At 41.8% G+C, this 14,203-nt stretch carries 10 protein-coding genes and 5 tRNA genes; 9 read left to right on the top strand and 6 right to left on the bottom strand.

Going from position 1 to position 14,203, the window contains the following annotated elements; translation table 11 throughout:
* Positions 1-8 precede the first annotated feature (8 nt).
* The 4 genes from OV592_RS11120 (at position 9) to OV592_RS11105 (ending at position 5,797) form a co-directional block, all read left to right on the top strand.
* Positions 9-410 (top strand): hotdog fold thioesterase, encoded by a 402-nt coding sequence (locus OV592_RS11120; RefSeq protein WP_152784974.1) that lies wholly within the window; start codon positions 9-11, stop codon positions 408-410.
* A gap of 167 nt (positions 411-577) precedes the next feature.
* Entirely contained in the window at positions 578-1,645 is a 1,068-nt protein-coding gene (locus OV592_RS11115; RefSeq protein ID WP_406608624.1) for an efflux RND transporter periplasmic adaptor subunit, read from the top strand.
* Between the two features lies 1 nt (position 1,646).
* Positions 1,647-2,729: an efflux RND transporter periplasmic adaptor subunit gene (locus tag OV592_RS11110; protein ID WP_406608623.1), complete on the top strand. Its 1,083-nt coding sequence runs from the start codon at positions 1,647-1,649 to the stop codon at positions 2,727-2,729.
* Entirely contained in the window at positions 2,726-5,797 is a 3,072-nt protein-coding gene (locus OV592_RS11105) for an efflux RND transporter permease subunit (RefSeq protein ID WP_406608622.1), read from the top strand. Before OV592_RS11110 ends, OV592_RS11105 begins: the two co-directional genes overlap by 4 nt.
* Before the next feature lie 54 nt (positions 5,798-5,851).
* On the opposite strand, the gene OV592_RS11100 is transcribed toward OV592_RS11105, so the two are convergent.
* A complete protein-coding gene (locus OV592_RS11100; RefSeq protein ID WP_152784969.1) occupies positions 5,852-6,271 on the bottom strand; it encodes a helix-turn-helix transcriptional regulator in 420 nt (139 codons plus the stop codon).
* Between the two features lie 115 nt (positions 6,272-6,386).
* On the opposite strand from OV592_RS11100, the gene OV592_RS11095 reads away from it, so the two are divergent.
* Positions 6,387-7,091, top strand: a complete 705-nt coding sequence (locus OV592_RS11095; RefSeq protein ID WP_406608621.1) for an SDR family oxidoreductase — start codon at positions 6,387-6,389, stop codon at positions 7,089-7,091.
* A gap of 52 nt (positions 7,092-7,143) precedes the next feature.
* Here the strand turns inward: OV592_RS11095 and OV592_RS11090 are convergent.
* The 5 genes from OV592_RS11090 to OV592_RS11070 form a co-directional block, all read right to left on the bottom strand.
* Positions 7,144-7,220: transfer RNA gene (locus OV592_RS11090), tRNA-Met, on the bottom strand.
* 83 nt (positions 7,221-7,303) lie between these two features.
* Positions 7,304-7,380 (bottom strand) — tRNA-Met (locus tag OV592_RS11085).
* A gap of 83 nt (positions 7,381-7,463) precedes the next feature.
* Positions 7,464-7,540, bottom strand: a tRNA-Met gene (locus OV592_RS11080).
* Between the two features lie 83 nt (positions 7,541-7,623).
* A tRNA-Met gene (locus OV592_RS11075) sits at positions 7,624-7,700 on the bottom strand.
* Positions 7,701-7,783: 83 nt separating this feature from the next.
* Positions 7,784-7,860: transfer RNA gene (locus tag OV592_RS11070), tRNA-Met, on the bottom strand.
* A gap of 160 nt (positions 7,861-8,020) precedes the next feature.
* On the opposite strand from OV592_RS11070, the gene rlmKL reads away from it, so the two are divergent.
* The 4 genes from rlmKL to OV592_RS11050 are packed head-to-tail and all read left to right on the top strand — an operon-like array spanning position 8,021 to position 14,073.
* Entirely contained in the window at positions 8,021-10,117 is a 2,097-nt protein-coding gene (gene rlmKL, locus OV592_RS11065) for a bifunctional 23S rRNA (guanine(2069)-N(7))-methyltransferase RlmK/23S rRNA (guanine(2445)-N(2))-methyltransferase RlmL (protein ID WP_406608620.1), read from the top strand.
* Positions 10,118-10,121: 4 nt separating this feature from the next.
* On the top strand, positions 10,122-10,361 hold the full coding sequence (locus OV592_RS11060; protein ID WP_016401435.1) for a glutaredoxin family protein: 240 nt from the start codon (positions 10,122-10,124) through the stop codon (positions 10,359-10,361).
* Positions 10,355-12,250 (top strand): ABC transporter ATP-binding protein, encoded by a 1,896-nt coding sequence (locus tag OV592_RS11055; protein ID WP_406608619.1) that lies wholly within the window; start codon positions 10,355-10,357, stop codon positions 12,248-12,250. The genes OV592_RS11060 and OV592_RS11055 overlap by 7 nt, the downstream gene beginning before the upstream one ends.
* The gene (locus OV592_RS11050; protein ID WP_406608618.1) at positions 12,247-14,073 is read left to right on the top strand and encodes a DUF3466 family protein; all 1,827 of its coding nucleotides are present in this window, start codon (positions 12,247-12,249) and stop codon (positions 14,071-14,073) included. The genes OV592_RS11055 and OV592_RS11050 overlap by 4 nt, the downstream gene beginning before the upstream one ends.
* Positions 14,074-14,203 lie beyond the last annotated feature (130 nt).

Here is a 14,203-nt window from a genome sequence, read left to right as displayed (position 1 = left end):
ATATGCCAATGAGCTTGGCTGGATTGAATAAGATGGGCGAGGGCAATATGCTCGCCTATCTTGACATCGAGTTTACTGAAATTGGTGAAGAGTATCTGGTTGCTAAAATGCCCGTTACAGCCAAAGTAAAACAGCCAATGGGCTTATTGCATGGCGGTGCAAACGTGGTGCTAGCAGAAAGCCTTGCCAGCTGTGCTTCATATTGCGTCGCTGGCAAAGACGCTATGGTAGTTGGCGTCGAAATTAATGCCAATCACTTAAAAGCTGTTAGGCACGGTGAAGTGCTCGCTACTGCATCACCAATAAAACTAGGCAAAACTTTGCATGTATGGCAAATAGATATCCACCAAAAATCTGATTTGGTATGTAGCTCTCGACTTACCGTAATGGTTAAATCTAAATCAATTTAAGTGAAATTCTCGCTTAAAAATTGATCTCACCACAAGCAAATAACGATATTTGCTAACAATCTGAACTTTATAGAATTTCGTAGTCTAATTTAGCTCAAATATTTTGATGATTAGCCTTTATAGGTCTAACGTTGAATAAGTATTGGTAAATTAACTTAGGGATCTCTATGTTGTTTAGAACGTCCAGTGTATTAAGTGTTATAGCTTTTAGCAGTTTTTTGCTTGTTGGCTGTAATAAAGACCCCATTGAATCAACAGTAAACCATCTGAGACCGGTTAAGGTAAAACAAATAGAGATTGGCGACGGCGCTCGGGTAAGAACGTTACCTGGAGAAACCTTTGCCTCAGATACAGCTATATTGTCGTTTCAAGTCGCCGGCAGATTGGACGAAATATTGGTAAGGCCTGGCGATGCGGTAAAAGCTGGTCAGCCCTTAGCAAGATTAGACCCTGCAATGTACAACCAAGAGTTAGAAGTTGCTAAGGCGAATTTCTATCTTGCAAAAGTTCTATTCGACCGAGCAAATCAACTGGTTGACCGAGGTGTAATTTCTCGTAGCGACTTCGACCGGGCTAAAAGTGAATACACCATCAGCCAAGCGGCCTTAGATAAAGCCGAAGTTAATTTGAGCTATACCCAAGTTCTAGCGCCTTACGATGGTTTAATAGCCAGCAAATACGCTGAGCAATTTGAATTTGTTTATGAAAAACAAAAGGTTCTAAGTTTACAAACAGAGTCCACCGTTGACGTAAACTTTCAGCTACCTGAAAGTTTGATTGGAAACTTTCAAGATGCTAGGCGTAAAGGCGAGCCGCAACCAATTATTAGTGTGCAGTTCCAAGGTCGAGAGCAGTGGTATCAAGCTGCGTTAAAAGAGCTATCAACAGTCGCAGACTCATCAACAGGTAGTTATACCATTGTTGTCACTTTACCTATTCCCGAAGAACTTAATATTTTCCCTGGCATGGCCACCAATGTTCAAATTAAATCAACGGGTCAGAGCCGCTCTAAACTTGTGCGCGCACCAGCAGGCAGCCTAGTGGAAGAAGATGGTAAAAACTTTGTATTTGTTTGGGATGACCAAAAGCAAACCGTAACTAAAACCCAAGTTGAGCTAGAAGACGATGCCATTACTTCAGGTTTAAATGATGGTGATTGGCTTGTTATAGCGGGCGCGTCAGAGCTTAGTGACGGGCAACCTGCGGTTAAGTGGGTTAAGGAACGAGGATTATAAAATGCAGTTTAAACAAAAACTTTTAAGTGGTTTATTGGCCTCGTTGTTAATCGGTTGTGGTTCAGACAAAGCAGTAGAAGAATCTTCGCAAGTTGTCGATGTATTCAAACTACCAGAGACTTCAAACTCGGTAGACCGAAACTTTAATGGCATTGCTCGCGCGCACGACTTGGTCGATTTATCTTTTCGTGTAGACGGGGAAATTAAAACCATTCCTGTTAAAAAAGGACAGCCTGTCAAAAAAGGTGACTTACTCGCAGAGTTAGACAAACGCGATTACCAGATTGTGGTTGACGACCGCCAAGCTAGATTAACGCTTACTAAACAACAATTTGAACGCGCAAAAGCCTTACTTGAGCAAAAGCTATTATCACAAAGCGAATACGACAAAATGCGCGCCGAATACTTGGTTGCCTCAGCAGATTACAAAAAAGCCAAACTGATGCTCGATTACACCGAGCTGAAAGCGCCGTTTGATGGCGTTGTTGGTGATGTGTTTGCAGATTCATTTGTGAATGTTCAGCCAGGTTCAGCGGTACTCAGTATGCATAAAGTTGATTACGTTGAGGTGGATGTAGAACTACCGGATATGATTATTTCCGTAGCAAAACTTGGTAAAAGGCGAATTTCTGAAATAGATATAGTCGTAGGGTTTGAAGCATTTCCCGAGAAAGAATTTAAAGGCTTACCTTACGAATTGAACCTTGAGAAAAATAGCGCGAGTAGGAGTTACATAGCAACCATGCTGGTTCCTTATGATCCCAATTACGCAGTGCTAGAAGGTATGCAAGCTAAGGTCTCTATTGATTTGGCAGATATGACCTATACCTATAATCGCGATCACTTGGTTCCTTTGGCGGCAGTGATAATGCCAGATGGTTCCACGATTAGTCAGCAACGTCCCGTAGTGTGGCGTTATAAAGACGATCAAACTGTAGAAATGCAGGAGGTCGTTATCGGCACCATAGCAGGCGATATGATAGAGATTGAACAAGGCTTAGAAGATGGCGATACCATCGTTTCTTTAGGTGCAAATCGTTTAGTAGAAGGTCAAAAAGTAGTGTTAAAGAAGGATAACCAATGAATATTGCAGGCTATTTCGTAAAAAACTCAATAATCAGTTGGATGTTTACGCTTATCCTTCTCATTGGCGGTATTTTATCCTTTACCGGCTTAGGGCAGTTAGAAGATCCACCGTTTACTATTAAAGATGCTGTGGTTGTTACTATGTACCCTGGGGCTACCTCTACCGAAGTGGAAGAGGAAGTGACTTACCCGGTAGAAAAAGCCATCCAAGCGTTACCTTATGTAGATGACATCGTGTCTTTAAGCACGCCAGGTATGTCGCAAATTACGGTTACCATGAAGCGGACTTATGGTCCCGACGAACTACCGCAAATCTGGGATGAGCTACGTCGTAAAGTAGGTGATATGGCACCTCAGTTACCGCCAGGCGTATCTACACCATTAGTTAATGACGATTTTGGCGATGTATACGGCATTATGTATATGGTGTCTGGAGAAGACTACGCCTACAAAGATATTCAAGATTATGTTGATTACGTTCGTCGGGAAATAGAACTAGTTCCTGGTGTTGGTAAAGTAACTTTAGCTGGCGCGCAAACCGAGCAAGTGTTTATAGAAATCTCGGTGCAAAAGATGGCAACTTTTAACCTTGATCCTGCTTTAATTACCAGTTTGTTAAATTCACAAAACATGGTTACTTCGGCAGGTAATATTAAAATTGCAGGAGACCAGCTTACCCTTCGTCCAACAGGTTCGTTTAAATCTGTAGAAGAACTTGGTGACCTGATTATTCCGGGAACAACAGGTAACAAGCTTATCTATTTAAAAGATGTAGCTACCATTACCCGTGGCTACGAAGAAGTTCCAAGTAATTTGGTTAGCTTTAATCAAAACCAAGCCATCAACATCGGCGTGTCGTTTACCAGTGGAGTTAACGTTGTAGAAGTTGGTAAAGCGATTGAAGCTAAGTTGCAAGAAATCGACTACGCACGTCCAGCCGGTATGACCATCGATTCAATGTATAACCAGCCTCAAGAAGTTGATAAATCCGTGAGCTCTTTTGTTTGGAACCTCATTTTAGCGGTAGCGATTGTGGTGGTTGTGCTTTTAGTCTTTATGGGGCTTAAAAGCGGTATCCTGATTGGACTAATTTTGTTCTTAACCTGTTTAGGAACATTTATTTTAATGAAGCAAGCGGAGATTGAATTACAACGGATTTCCCTTGGCGCATTAATCATCGCGCTTGGAATGTTAGTCGACAACGCCATTGTTGTTGTGGAAGGCATACTGATGGGGCGTAAGAAAGGTTTAAGTACCTTAAAGGCGTCTCAAGAAATTGTAGGGCAAACAATGTGGCCGTTGCTAGGCGCAACAATTATCGCCATTACAGCCTTTGCTCCAATTGGTTTGTCTCCAGATTCTACCGGTGAATTTGCGGCATCGTTGTTCTACGTGTTGTTGTTCTCGTTGTTTTTGTCTTGGATTACCGCGATTACCATTACTCCATTTTTTGCCCAGTTGTTCTTTGGCAAAGAAGGCGATAAGCAAGTTGAAGGTGAAGACAGTGACCCCTACAAAGGAGCATTCTTTAATACCTACAAAGTGTTATTAGATTTTTGTCTACGCTTCAAATGGCCCACCGTAATTGTAATTGTTGTACTTTTTGTTATGTCTATTGTGGGCTTTGGTTACGTAAAACAATCATTCTTCCCACCATCTTCTACACCAATATTCTTAATCGATGTATGGATGCCAGAAGGTACTGACATTAGAGAAACACGAGAAGCTGTTTCAGATATGGAACAAATGGCGCGAGATACAAACGCAGTTGAATTTGTGTCATCTACGGTAGGTAAAGGCTTTCAACGCTTTATGTTGACCTACTCGCCAGAGAAAAACTATGGTGCATTTGCCCAAATAGCGGTACGTACAACCACTTCAGAAACTGCCGCGGCAGCTATGTCATCGCTACGTAAAGGGGTTGAACAGCAGTTTCCTCAGGCGCAGTTTAAGTTCAAGAATTTAGAAATTGGACCTTCAACAGATGCCAAGATAGAAGCACGCGTACTAGGGGCCGATCCTGATGTATTGCGCTCAATTTCGGCAGATATTCAAAAGATCTTCAATGACACTCCAGGTACTGTGAATGTTCGCCATGACTGGCGTGACCGCGTTAAATACATAGAACCTAACTTTAATGAGACACAGGCAAGGCGCTTAGGTATCAACAAATCTGATGTTGACCAGACCTTAGAATTTGCTTTTGCCGGTTTAAGTTTTGGTCTATACCGCGAAGGGACAAACTTAATGCCAATCGTAGGTCGTTTGCCTGATGAAGAGCGTGTTGATATTGATTCTTTGGATAGCCTGCGTATTTGGAGCCCAACCTTAAATAGCTATATTCCTATTCAGCAAGTAGTGAACGGCTTTAGTGTTAAGTTTGAAGACCCTATTATTCAACGCCGCGATAAAAAGCGTACCTTAACCATATTTGCGGATGCAGACTTTGAATATGACATCCTTCCAGCTGAATTGTTTTCTATCGTAAAACCTCAGGTAGAAGCTTTAGATTTGCCTCCAGGGTATGAGTTGCAATGGGGCGGTGAATACGAGTCTTCGGGTGATGCACAAGAAGCTTTATTTGCATCTTTACCGATGGGCTATTTAATCATGTTCTTGATTACGGTATTCCTATTTAATTCGGTTAAAAAGCCATTAGTGATTTGGTGTTGTGTACCTTTGGCATTAATTGGAATTACCTCTGGCTTGCTGTTCCTAGGAAAACCATTTGGTTTTATGGCATTACTTGGAATGCTGAGTTTATCGGGCATGCTGCTTAAAAACGGCATTGTATTACTCGATCAAATCAGTGCAGATATAGCTGCAGGTAAAGAGGTTTACCAAGCAGTATTTGAATCTACTGTAAGTAGGGTTAGGCCGGTATGTATGGCTGCAGTAACAACCATTTTAGGTGTAGCACCATTGATCTCGGATGTGTTCTTCGAGTCTATGGCTGCGGTGGTAATGTTTGGTTTAGGTGTAGCAACCGTTCTTACTTTGCTAATCGTTCCGGTATTGTACGTTATCTTTTTTAACGTGAAGTATCGCGACTACAAAGAGTTTTAAACCTTCTAAATGTAAATACCAAAAAAGAAGAGTTGCTTTGGCAACTCTTCTTTTTTAACCACATAAGCCCATCACATATCTTACAAAGGGTTTTGCTTCTTCTAAATCAAAGTAGCCATCCTTTTTACGTGTTGTTCTTAAGTATTGATATGTAGCCACAATCACCTTCATTACTTTTTCATTTTCTACGCTTAAATCGTGCTGCTCAGCTGCCGCTAGAGTGAGCTCAACTGCTTTCTCAAGCGCTTCCATGTCAACTACTTCTGCTTTTCTGTATTGATAGCCTTCACCGGTAGCTAACCATTCAAGTGAACAGTTGGCTTTTTGTGCGATTTGATTGGCTTTAGACAGACTTGGCTCTGAGCCTTTTAAATATTTCCTGATTAGGCTCTCATTTAATTCTACTTTTCGGGCAAAGCCGCTAACGCTTTGTTCACCCATTAATTCTTTTAGGCGATCGGAAAACTCGTTCAATCGAATACCCTTGTTTGCTTCGTACCAAAGTACGATAAAACTAGCACTATAGTATTGAATGTGTCCAGTAAACTTGCAGAATACTCACTTCATTAAATCGAACTAAGGTATGTAAATGGACAGCGTGAATGGAAAGGTTGCAATAGTAACAGGTGGTGGCAGCGGTATAGGTTTGGCAATTGCAAAAGCCTTAGCGGAGCAGGGCGCTAAAGTTGTCATTAGCTCGAGAGATTTAACCAAGCTTGAGCAAACGGTAAGCAAGCTAAAAAATGATTATGGTTTAAGCGTTCATTGCTATGCTGCTGACATCCGCATCAAACTACAAGTACAAGCGCTAAAAGACTACGTTATAACTCAGTTTGGCAAAGTAGATATACTGGTAAACAATAGTGGACTAGGTGTTGGTGAAACAATTGAACATTGCAGTGAAGAAGACTGGGACTTGGTTGTAGACACCTGTACCAAAGGCACTTTTTTAATGAGCCAAGCAGTATTGCCAAGCATGAAATCTAATCAAGGTGGCTTTATCCTTAATATTGCTTCGCAAGCAGCTAAAAATGGCTATGCTAATGCTGGACCTTACTGCGCAGCAAAATTCGCAGTGCTCGGTTTAGCAGCAGCATTACAAGAAGAAGTAAGAGAGCACGGTATTAGAGTACATAGCTTGTGTCCTGGCTTGGTACAGGTACCTGCTCCTGAGTGTGAATCGGATATAAAGCCAGGGTGGCTACAAGTAAGTGATTTAGCTGAGGCAGCATTATTCGTGCTTAAACAACCTACAAGAGTACATCTCGAGAATATTGGCTTGTATGGATTTTAACTAAGGGCTGGATGCTGATTAAGCAGCTGTTAGTTTGTAGAGTATAAAGAATTGGTTGCGGGAGCTGGATTTGAACCAACGACCTTCGGGTTATGAGCCCGACGAGCTACCAGACTGCTCCATCCCGCGTCCGGTCTTAACTAAAGTAGTTAAGTGATTTGAATAGTTATTTGGCTTAGCTATTCGAACTAAGCAATTCTTAAATAAAGAATTGGTTGCGGGAGCCGGATTTGAACCAACGACCTTCGGGTTATGAGCCCGACGAGCTACCAGACTGCTCCATCCCGCGTCCGGTCTTAACTAAAGTAGTTAAGTGATATGAATAGTTATTTGGCTTAGCTATTCGAACTAAGCAATTCTTAAATAAAGAATTGGTTGCGGGAGCCGGATTTGAACCAACGACCTTCGGGTTATGAGCCCGACGAGCTACCAGACTGCTCCATCCCGCGTCCGGTCTTAACTAAAGTAGTTAAGTGATTTGAATAGTTGCTTGGCTTAGCTATTCGAACTAAGCAATTCTTAAATAAAGAATTGGTTGCGGGAGCCGGATTTGAACCAACGACCTTCGGGTTATGAGCCCGACGAGCTACCAGACTGCTCCATCCCGCGTCCGGTCTTAACTAAAGTAGTTAAGTGATTTGAATAGTTGCTTGGCTTAGCTATTCGAACTAAGCAATTCTTAAATAAAGAATTGGTTGCGGGAGCCGGATTTGAACCAACGACCTTCGGGTTATGAGCCCGACGAGCTACCAGACTGCTCCATCCCGCGTCCGTTATTGCGGAGCGCATAGTACGCACAGAGTAGTGATAATACAAGAGATTATTTGTTTTAATTATCCAAGTGCCGATTATTTATCCGAATGAGGCTTTTACTACTGATCCTTAGCAAAACAGGTATAATCCACGGGTTAAATAAATAGAGTATCGAAATGGCAGATTTTTTCGCTTCGACCGCTAAAGGTTTAGAAAGCTTATGTTTAGATGAAATTACCGCGCTGGGTGCAGAAAACTGCAAACAAACAGTAGCCGGTGTTAGCTTTAGTTGTGACTGGCCAACCGCCTACAAAATTTGTATGTGGTCACGTGTTGCCTCTCGCATATTGTTGCGCTTAGTAGAGACTCAAGCAGAAAACGTTGATGAGCTATATGAAGCAGCCTATTCAGTACGTTGGAATAAGTACTTTAGCGTAGATCAAACGTTCTCGGTGCATTGTACTGGAACAAACCACTATATAGATAATAGCCAGTTTGGTGCGCTTAAAGTAAAAGACGCCATTGTTGATCAGTTTAATAAGCTGGAAGGCGTTCGCCCCAATGTGGCTAAAACCGACGAAGACGCGCGAATAGTGGTTCGTTTAGCGGGTAAACATTTAGCCATTTCAATCGATTTATCTGGCGCAGCCCTTCACCGACGTGGTTATCGTTTAGAACAGGGTGAAGCACCAGTCAGAGAAAACCTTGCAGCGGCCTTAGCGGTTCGTAGCAACTGGCAAGAAAAATATCTGATTGATCCAATGTGTGGTTCCGGGACAATTTTGATTGAAGCGGCTATGCAAGCAGCCGACATTGCCCCTGGTTTAAACCGACAATTTGGCTTTGAGCGCTTACGCAACTTTGCGTCTTCTGCTTGGCAAGATATTCGAAACGATGCCAAAGCCAGAGCCCAATATGGCTTAGCAAATTGTAAGCAACGTCTAATCGGCTACGATATTGATCGTCGCATGGTGACCTTAGCTAAATCGAATATTGAGCGCGCTGGGCTTGGTGACATTATTTCAGTACATGTTCATGATGCTGCGAATCTGCCAGCCGCGCCTAGTGAGCCCGGACTTATTTTGTCTAATCCGCCTTATGGTGAACGTCTCGGCGAACTAACTAAGCTTATCGGCTTATTCTTATCCTTTGGTGCAAGCGTACGCGAGAACTATCCTGGCTGGCGTTTGTCGCTGTTTACCGCCGCTCCAGAACTACTCGACTATCTGCGCCTGCGTAGTGACAAGCAATATAAGTTTTTAAATGGTGCACTTAACTGTGTGCTGAAAATCTATCAAATTGGTGAAGGTGGGCAGGGCACGCAACGTAAATATGCGGAAGACTTTGTAAACCGATTGCTAAAAAACAAGAAAAAGCTACAGAAATGGATCAAGCGAGAAAACATAACATGTTACCGCTTATATGATGCAGACTTACCCGAATACAATGTGGCTGTAGATTGCTACGACGACTATGTGATTGTACAAGAGTATCGAGCTCCAAAGAGTATTGAACCCGCAAAAGCGCGTCGTCGTTTAATGGATTTGCTAACCGGGCTTTTACAAAGTGATTTAGTAGCTAACGATAAGTTAGTAATTAAGCAACGTGCTCAACAAAAAGGGCGCCAGCAATATGAACGCAATAGCGACGAAAAAGAGCGTTTTGTTGTTCAAGAATATGGCGCTCAGTTTTACGTTAATCTTACCGATTATTTAGATACTGGTTTGTTTTTAGATCACCGGAACATGCGGCATTACATTCAACAGCACAGCCAAAGTAAAAAGGTTCTCAATCTTTTCGCTTACACGGGGTCAGCTTCAGTTCATGCAGCACTTGGTGGAGCGTCTAAAGTAACGACTGTAGATATGTCTAATACCTATTTAAACTGGGCAAAAGATAACTTTAGATTAAACCAGCTTCCTATTAGCAAACATGAATTTATTCGTGCTGATTGTATGGCTTGGCTAAAAACACAAATATCACAACGTTGGGATTTAATTTTTCTTGATCCACCTACTTTTTCTAATTCAAAGAAGATGGATGAAGTGTTTGATATACAAAAAGATCACGTTGATTTGCTAGGCTCGGTTTCGCGCTTGCTTAACCCGGGTGGACAGTTGATTTTTTCAAACAATAAACGCCAATTCAAAATGGATATCGAAGCCTTAGCAAAGCTGGGGCTTAAAGTTAAGAATATTTCAAGTCAGTCTTTATCGCCTGATTTTGAACGTAATAAACAAATTCATAATTGTTGGATGATACACAAGGAATAGTGGTATGACTTGGGTTTTATATAGTACTGATGGTTGCCATCTTTGCGAGGATGCTCGTGCGTTAATTTTAGCTAACCCCAATATTAATGAGCTAAAAGAACAAGACATAATCGAAGACGAGTCTTTAGTCGAGCAATACCGCTATAGCATTCCTGTGTTGTGTCACGAACCCAGTCAACAACGAATTAACTGGCCTTTTGACGCGAGCCAGTTAGAACAATTTATAGAGAGTTGTGCGTGTTAGTAAACTTACAAGACGCTTTTTTAGCATACGGCGACACGCCACTGTTAAACAAAGCAAATGTTCAAATAAACAAAGCTGAACGAGTATGTCTAGTTGGCCGTAATGGTGCTGGCAAGAGTACCTTGTTGCAAGTAATCGAAGGCGCTATTCAGTTAGACTCAGGCCAACGTCAACTAGTTAATGACGTTGTCATCACCCGATTACAGCAAGATCCACCTGAGGCGAGTGAGCAACGTATTTTTGATTACGTCGCTGAAGGCAAACCACATATCGGTAAATTGCTCAGCGAGTTTCACCACTTAACGTCGAATATCAATGAAAACTCCAGTGAACGCGAATTAAAACGTATGCAACAAATACAGCATGAGATAGATGTTGTAGACGGCTGGAAATTTGATAACGAAATTCAACAAGTTCTCACAACCATGAAGCTAGATGGAGAAGCTCCTTTGCAAGGCCTTTCCGGTGGTTGGCTAAGAAAGGTTGCGTTAGCAAAAGCGTTGGCAGGTGATCCAGATATTTTGCTGCTTGATGAACCGACTAACCATTTGGATATTAATACCATCAAATGGCTAGAAGAGTTTTTGCTAAATTTTAAAGGCACTATTGTGTTTATTAGTCACGATAGGGCTTTTATTCGTAAAATCGCCACCAGAATTGTAGACATAGACCGTGGTGTGCTTACCTCCTGGCCCGGCAACTACGATGCCTACTTAGATGGTAAAGCAGAGTGGCTACGTGTTGAAGAAGAGCAAAATGCGTTGTTCGACAAACGTTTGGCAGAAGAAGAGGCCTGGATTCGTCAAGGTATTAAAGCGCGTAGAACCCGTAATGAAGGGCGAGTCAGAGCGCTTAAAGCTATGCGTAATGAACGCAGTGAACGCGTTAATCGCCAAGGTACTACCAATATGCAAATCGACGATGGTTTGCGTTCAGGAAAGATTGTATTTGAAGCTGAGCAACTAAGCTTCGGTTACCCTGACGATGCCTATCCTATTATCTCTCCGCTAGATTTACTGGTAATGCGAGGCGACAAAATTGCCCTAGTTGGAGGCAATGGCTGTGGAAAATCAACGCTTATTAAGTTGTTACTTGAGCAGTTAACTCCAAGCTCAGGCAAGCTAAAAATAGGAACTAATCTCAATGTTGCTTATTTCGATCAGTATCGCCAAGAGCTAGACCCAGAAAAAACCTTGCTGGATAATTTAGCAGGCGGTAAACAAGAAATCGAAATTAACGGCAATAAACGCCATGTAATGGGGTACCTACAAGACTTTTTGTTTCACCCTAAACGCGCATTTACTCCGGTTAAAGCGCTTTCTGGTGGCGAAAAAAATCGACTTATGTTGGCAAAACTATTCTTGAAACCCGCCAATTTGTTGGTATTAGATGAACCAACTAACGATTTGGATGTCGAAACGCTGGAGTTATTAGAAGAGTTGGTAAGCCAATACCCAGGAACAGTGTTATTGGTTAGCCATGACAGAAGCTTTATCGACAATACAGCAAGCCATGTTTGGTTCTTTGATGGTAACAGTAATGTAGATAGCTATGTTGGCGGATATTCTGAAGTAGCAAGCTACATAGAAAATCGGCAAAAAGCGCCTGTAGCCAAAGTTGTTGAGAAAGCTGATTCTAGTCAGCGAGCCCAAAAACAATCGAAGAAGTTGTCATATAAATTGAAACTGGAACTTGACCAGCTACCCGAAAAATTGGAAGCTGCCGAGGCACAAGTAGAAGAATTACAAAGTAAAGTAAACGAACCTGAGTTCTTTAATTTGGAACAAGACGTCGTTCAAAATACTTTAAATGATTTAGCCAAAGCAGAGCAGAGTTTAGAAGACCTGTTTATGCGCTGGGAAGAATTGGAAGAACTAAAAAATTCATGAAGAAGTCTATGATGAAAAGCTCTTTAGCAATGGCATTCGCGCCTTTAGTATTGTCTGCTAGCTTTGCTCAAGCAGCACAAACCGAATCCTATTATCTTATAGAGGAAATCCCACTAGAAACCAGTAACGGACTTATCGAAGCTAATGGTGACCTTGTTGTTACTGCCGTAAGTAATGATGGGGAGTATGTAGCGGGTAGCGCTCAAACTTTTAGAAGTGCTTTTCGCTTTTACGATTTTTCCGACAGAACCACTTTTGACTATGGCTGCCAGTACGCTAGCGAAGTATGTGACTTGTTCTTCTACGGAGATAATAGTTTTTACGATACCTATCGTAAACGCTTAAGAGAACAAAGAACCGTTTTGTATCAATCTAATGTGCTCTCTTTCTTAGCCAATCGAAATATTAGTGGCATGCATACCGATGGCAAGAACCTGCCGCCGTTGCCTACTTGGGATACCATTAACGAAAAACTTTATGTTTTCGATGATATTGCTAACAGTGACTACACAACTGATACACGAGTGAATGATATCAATAGTGAATTAGGTTGGGCTGTAGGCTACGACTCAGCGCCATTTAGCAATCCTGATGGTGGAAATTATACAAGGGACTTTATTCAACGTGGGTTTGCTTTGCGCTTAAGCGACCAAGCTAAAGTTACTTTGCTACCAACAGCCTTTAACAGTAGTGGCGAGCTAGAAGATGATAAAGGTGGCTTATCATCAGGCTTACAAATTATCGAAAAAGATGGCCGTACTCTTGTTATTGGCATAGGTAGTGTCAGTTATTCCAATAGCGACAGCTTTGGTGAGTGTCAAACAGGTAACCGAGAAAACTACTACCGTTGTTCAGGTTTTGATACTCAAGCATGGGTATGGGACATTACAGACGCAATAGATGGAGAGCAAGTAGTTGGGCAACAACTAGTTGAAGGCTACGTTCGTTCTCGTTATGGCAATGCTCCAGATTTTAACTTGGTAAAAGATGCCAATAACGAGATATTGGTGGGTATATCTTCAGATGATGTCTATGACAGCACTAACGGTTCACGTGGCCGCGCTACTTACTATACCGACAATGGTGATGGTACTTATAGTCTAAATAAAATACCAAATATTCGGATTGATGGTGATAATGACAAGTTTGAAGACTCCGTATCCCATACTTGGGCAAATTCAGTAAACGACGCCAACTTAATTGTCGGTAATTTGCGATACGTAGAAGTTAAATCACGTAACCGTCCGGTAGAAGGTTTTGTATATGATGGTGATGAAAATTCAGAAACATACCAAGAGGTAAATTGGCCATTACGTAACAAGCCATTTTCTGGTGCTAACAGCGAATTCAGCGATATCAATAATAGCGGTTTAATCGTAGGTTGGCGAGATGGGGATAGTGAAGAACAGCCAGCTTATAATGGTACTACACGTAGACAAACGGGTATCTTATTAGATTACAATCGTTACCTAGAAGGTAACAAGACATACACCTGGACGCTTAATCAATTAACCTGTTATGAGCAAGACGGAACGCCACAGATACCGCTGTACCGGTTCGAGTTTGCAACTCATATTAATGATGAAGGTGAAATATTTGCCAACGGTTATCACTATGAAAGTGCTGAAGAGTTTATTAATGGAGTAAATCCTCGTGCGGTGTTACTTAAATTGGTAAGAAACCCTGCGGTGACAGATATAGATGACTTAGCAACTTGCCCGCAAATAGAAGAAGTGAAGTATGAACGTAAAGGGGCTTCTAGCTTGTGGTTAGGCTTACTGCTCTTACCTGTTGTTTTTGTGAGGCGTTTCATAAAAAGATAAATTGTCTTTTTAGTGCAACAAAAATATCAATTAGTTAGCGAATACTTAAAAATTTAGTTTTTGATCTTTTAAAAACGATAAGCGATAGTAGATCAGGAGTCCAAGTGGGCTCCTGATTTGTTTTCTGATC

Origin of the sequence: Agarivorans sp. JK6, assembly GCF_045277145.1 — a bacterium.
Lineage (GTDB): Bacteria > Pseudomonadota > Gammaproteobacteria > Enterobacterales > Celerinatantimonadaceae > Agarivorans > Agarivorans albus.
This window is presented reverse-complemented; position numbering and strand designations above follow the sequence as displayed.

Coding starts and splice junctions, on each gene's coding strand:
- OV592_RS11115 (WP_406608624.1), top strand. CDS start 578: ATGTTGTTTAGAACGTCCAGTGTATTAAGTGTTATAGCTTTTAGCAGT.
- OV592_RS11105 (WP_406608622.1), top strand. CDS start 2,726: ATGAATATTGCAGGCTATTTCGTAAAAAACTCAATAATCAGTTGGATG.
- OV592_RS11050 (WP_406608618.1), top strand. CDS start 12,247: ATGAAGAAGTCTATGATGAAAAGCTCTTTAGCAATGGCATTCGCGCCT.
- OV592_RS11095 (WP_406608621.1), top strand. CDS start 6,387: ATGGACAGCGTGAATGGAAAGGTTGCAATAGTAACAGGTGGTGGCAGC.
- OV592_RS11110 (WP_406608623.1), top strand. CDS start 1,647: ATGCAGTTTAAACAAAAACTTTTAAGTGGTTTATTGGCCTCGTTGTTA.
- OV592_RS11120 (WP_152784974.1), top strand. CDS start 9: ATGAGCTTGGCTGGATTGAATAAGATGGGCGAGGGCAATATGCTCGCC.
- OV592_RS11060 (WP_016401435.1), top strand. CDS start 10,122: ATGACTTGGGTTTTATATAGTACTGATGGTTGCCATCTTTGCGAGGAT.
- rlmKL (WP_406608620.1), top strand. CDS start 8,021: ATGGCAGATTTTTTCGCTTCGACCGCTAAAGGTTTAGAAAGCTTATGT.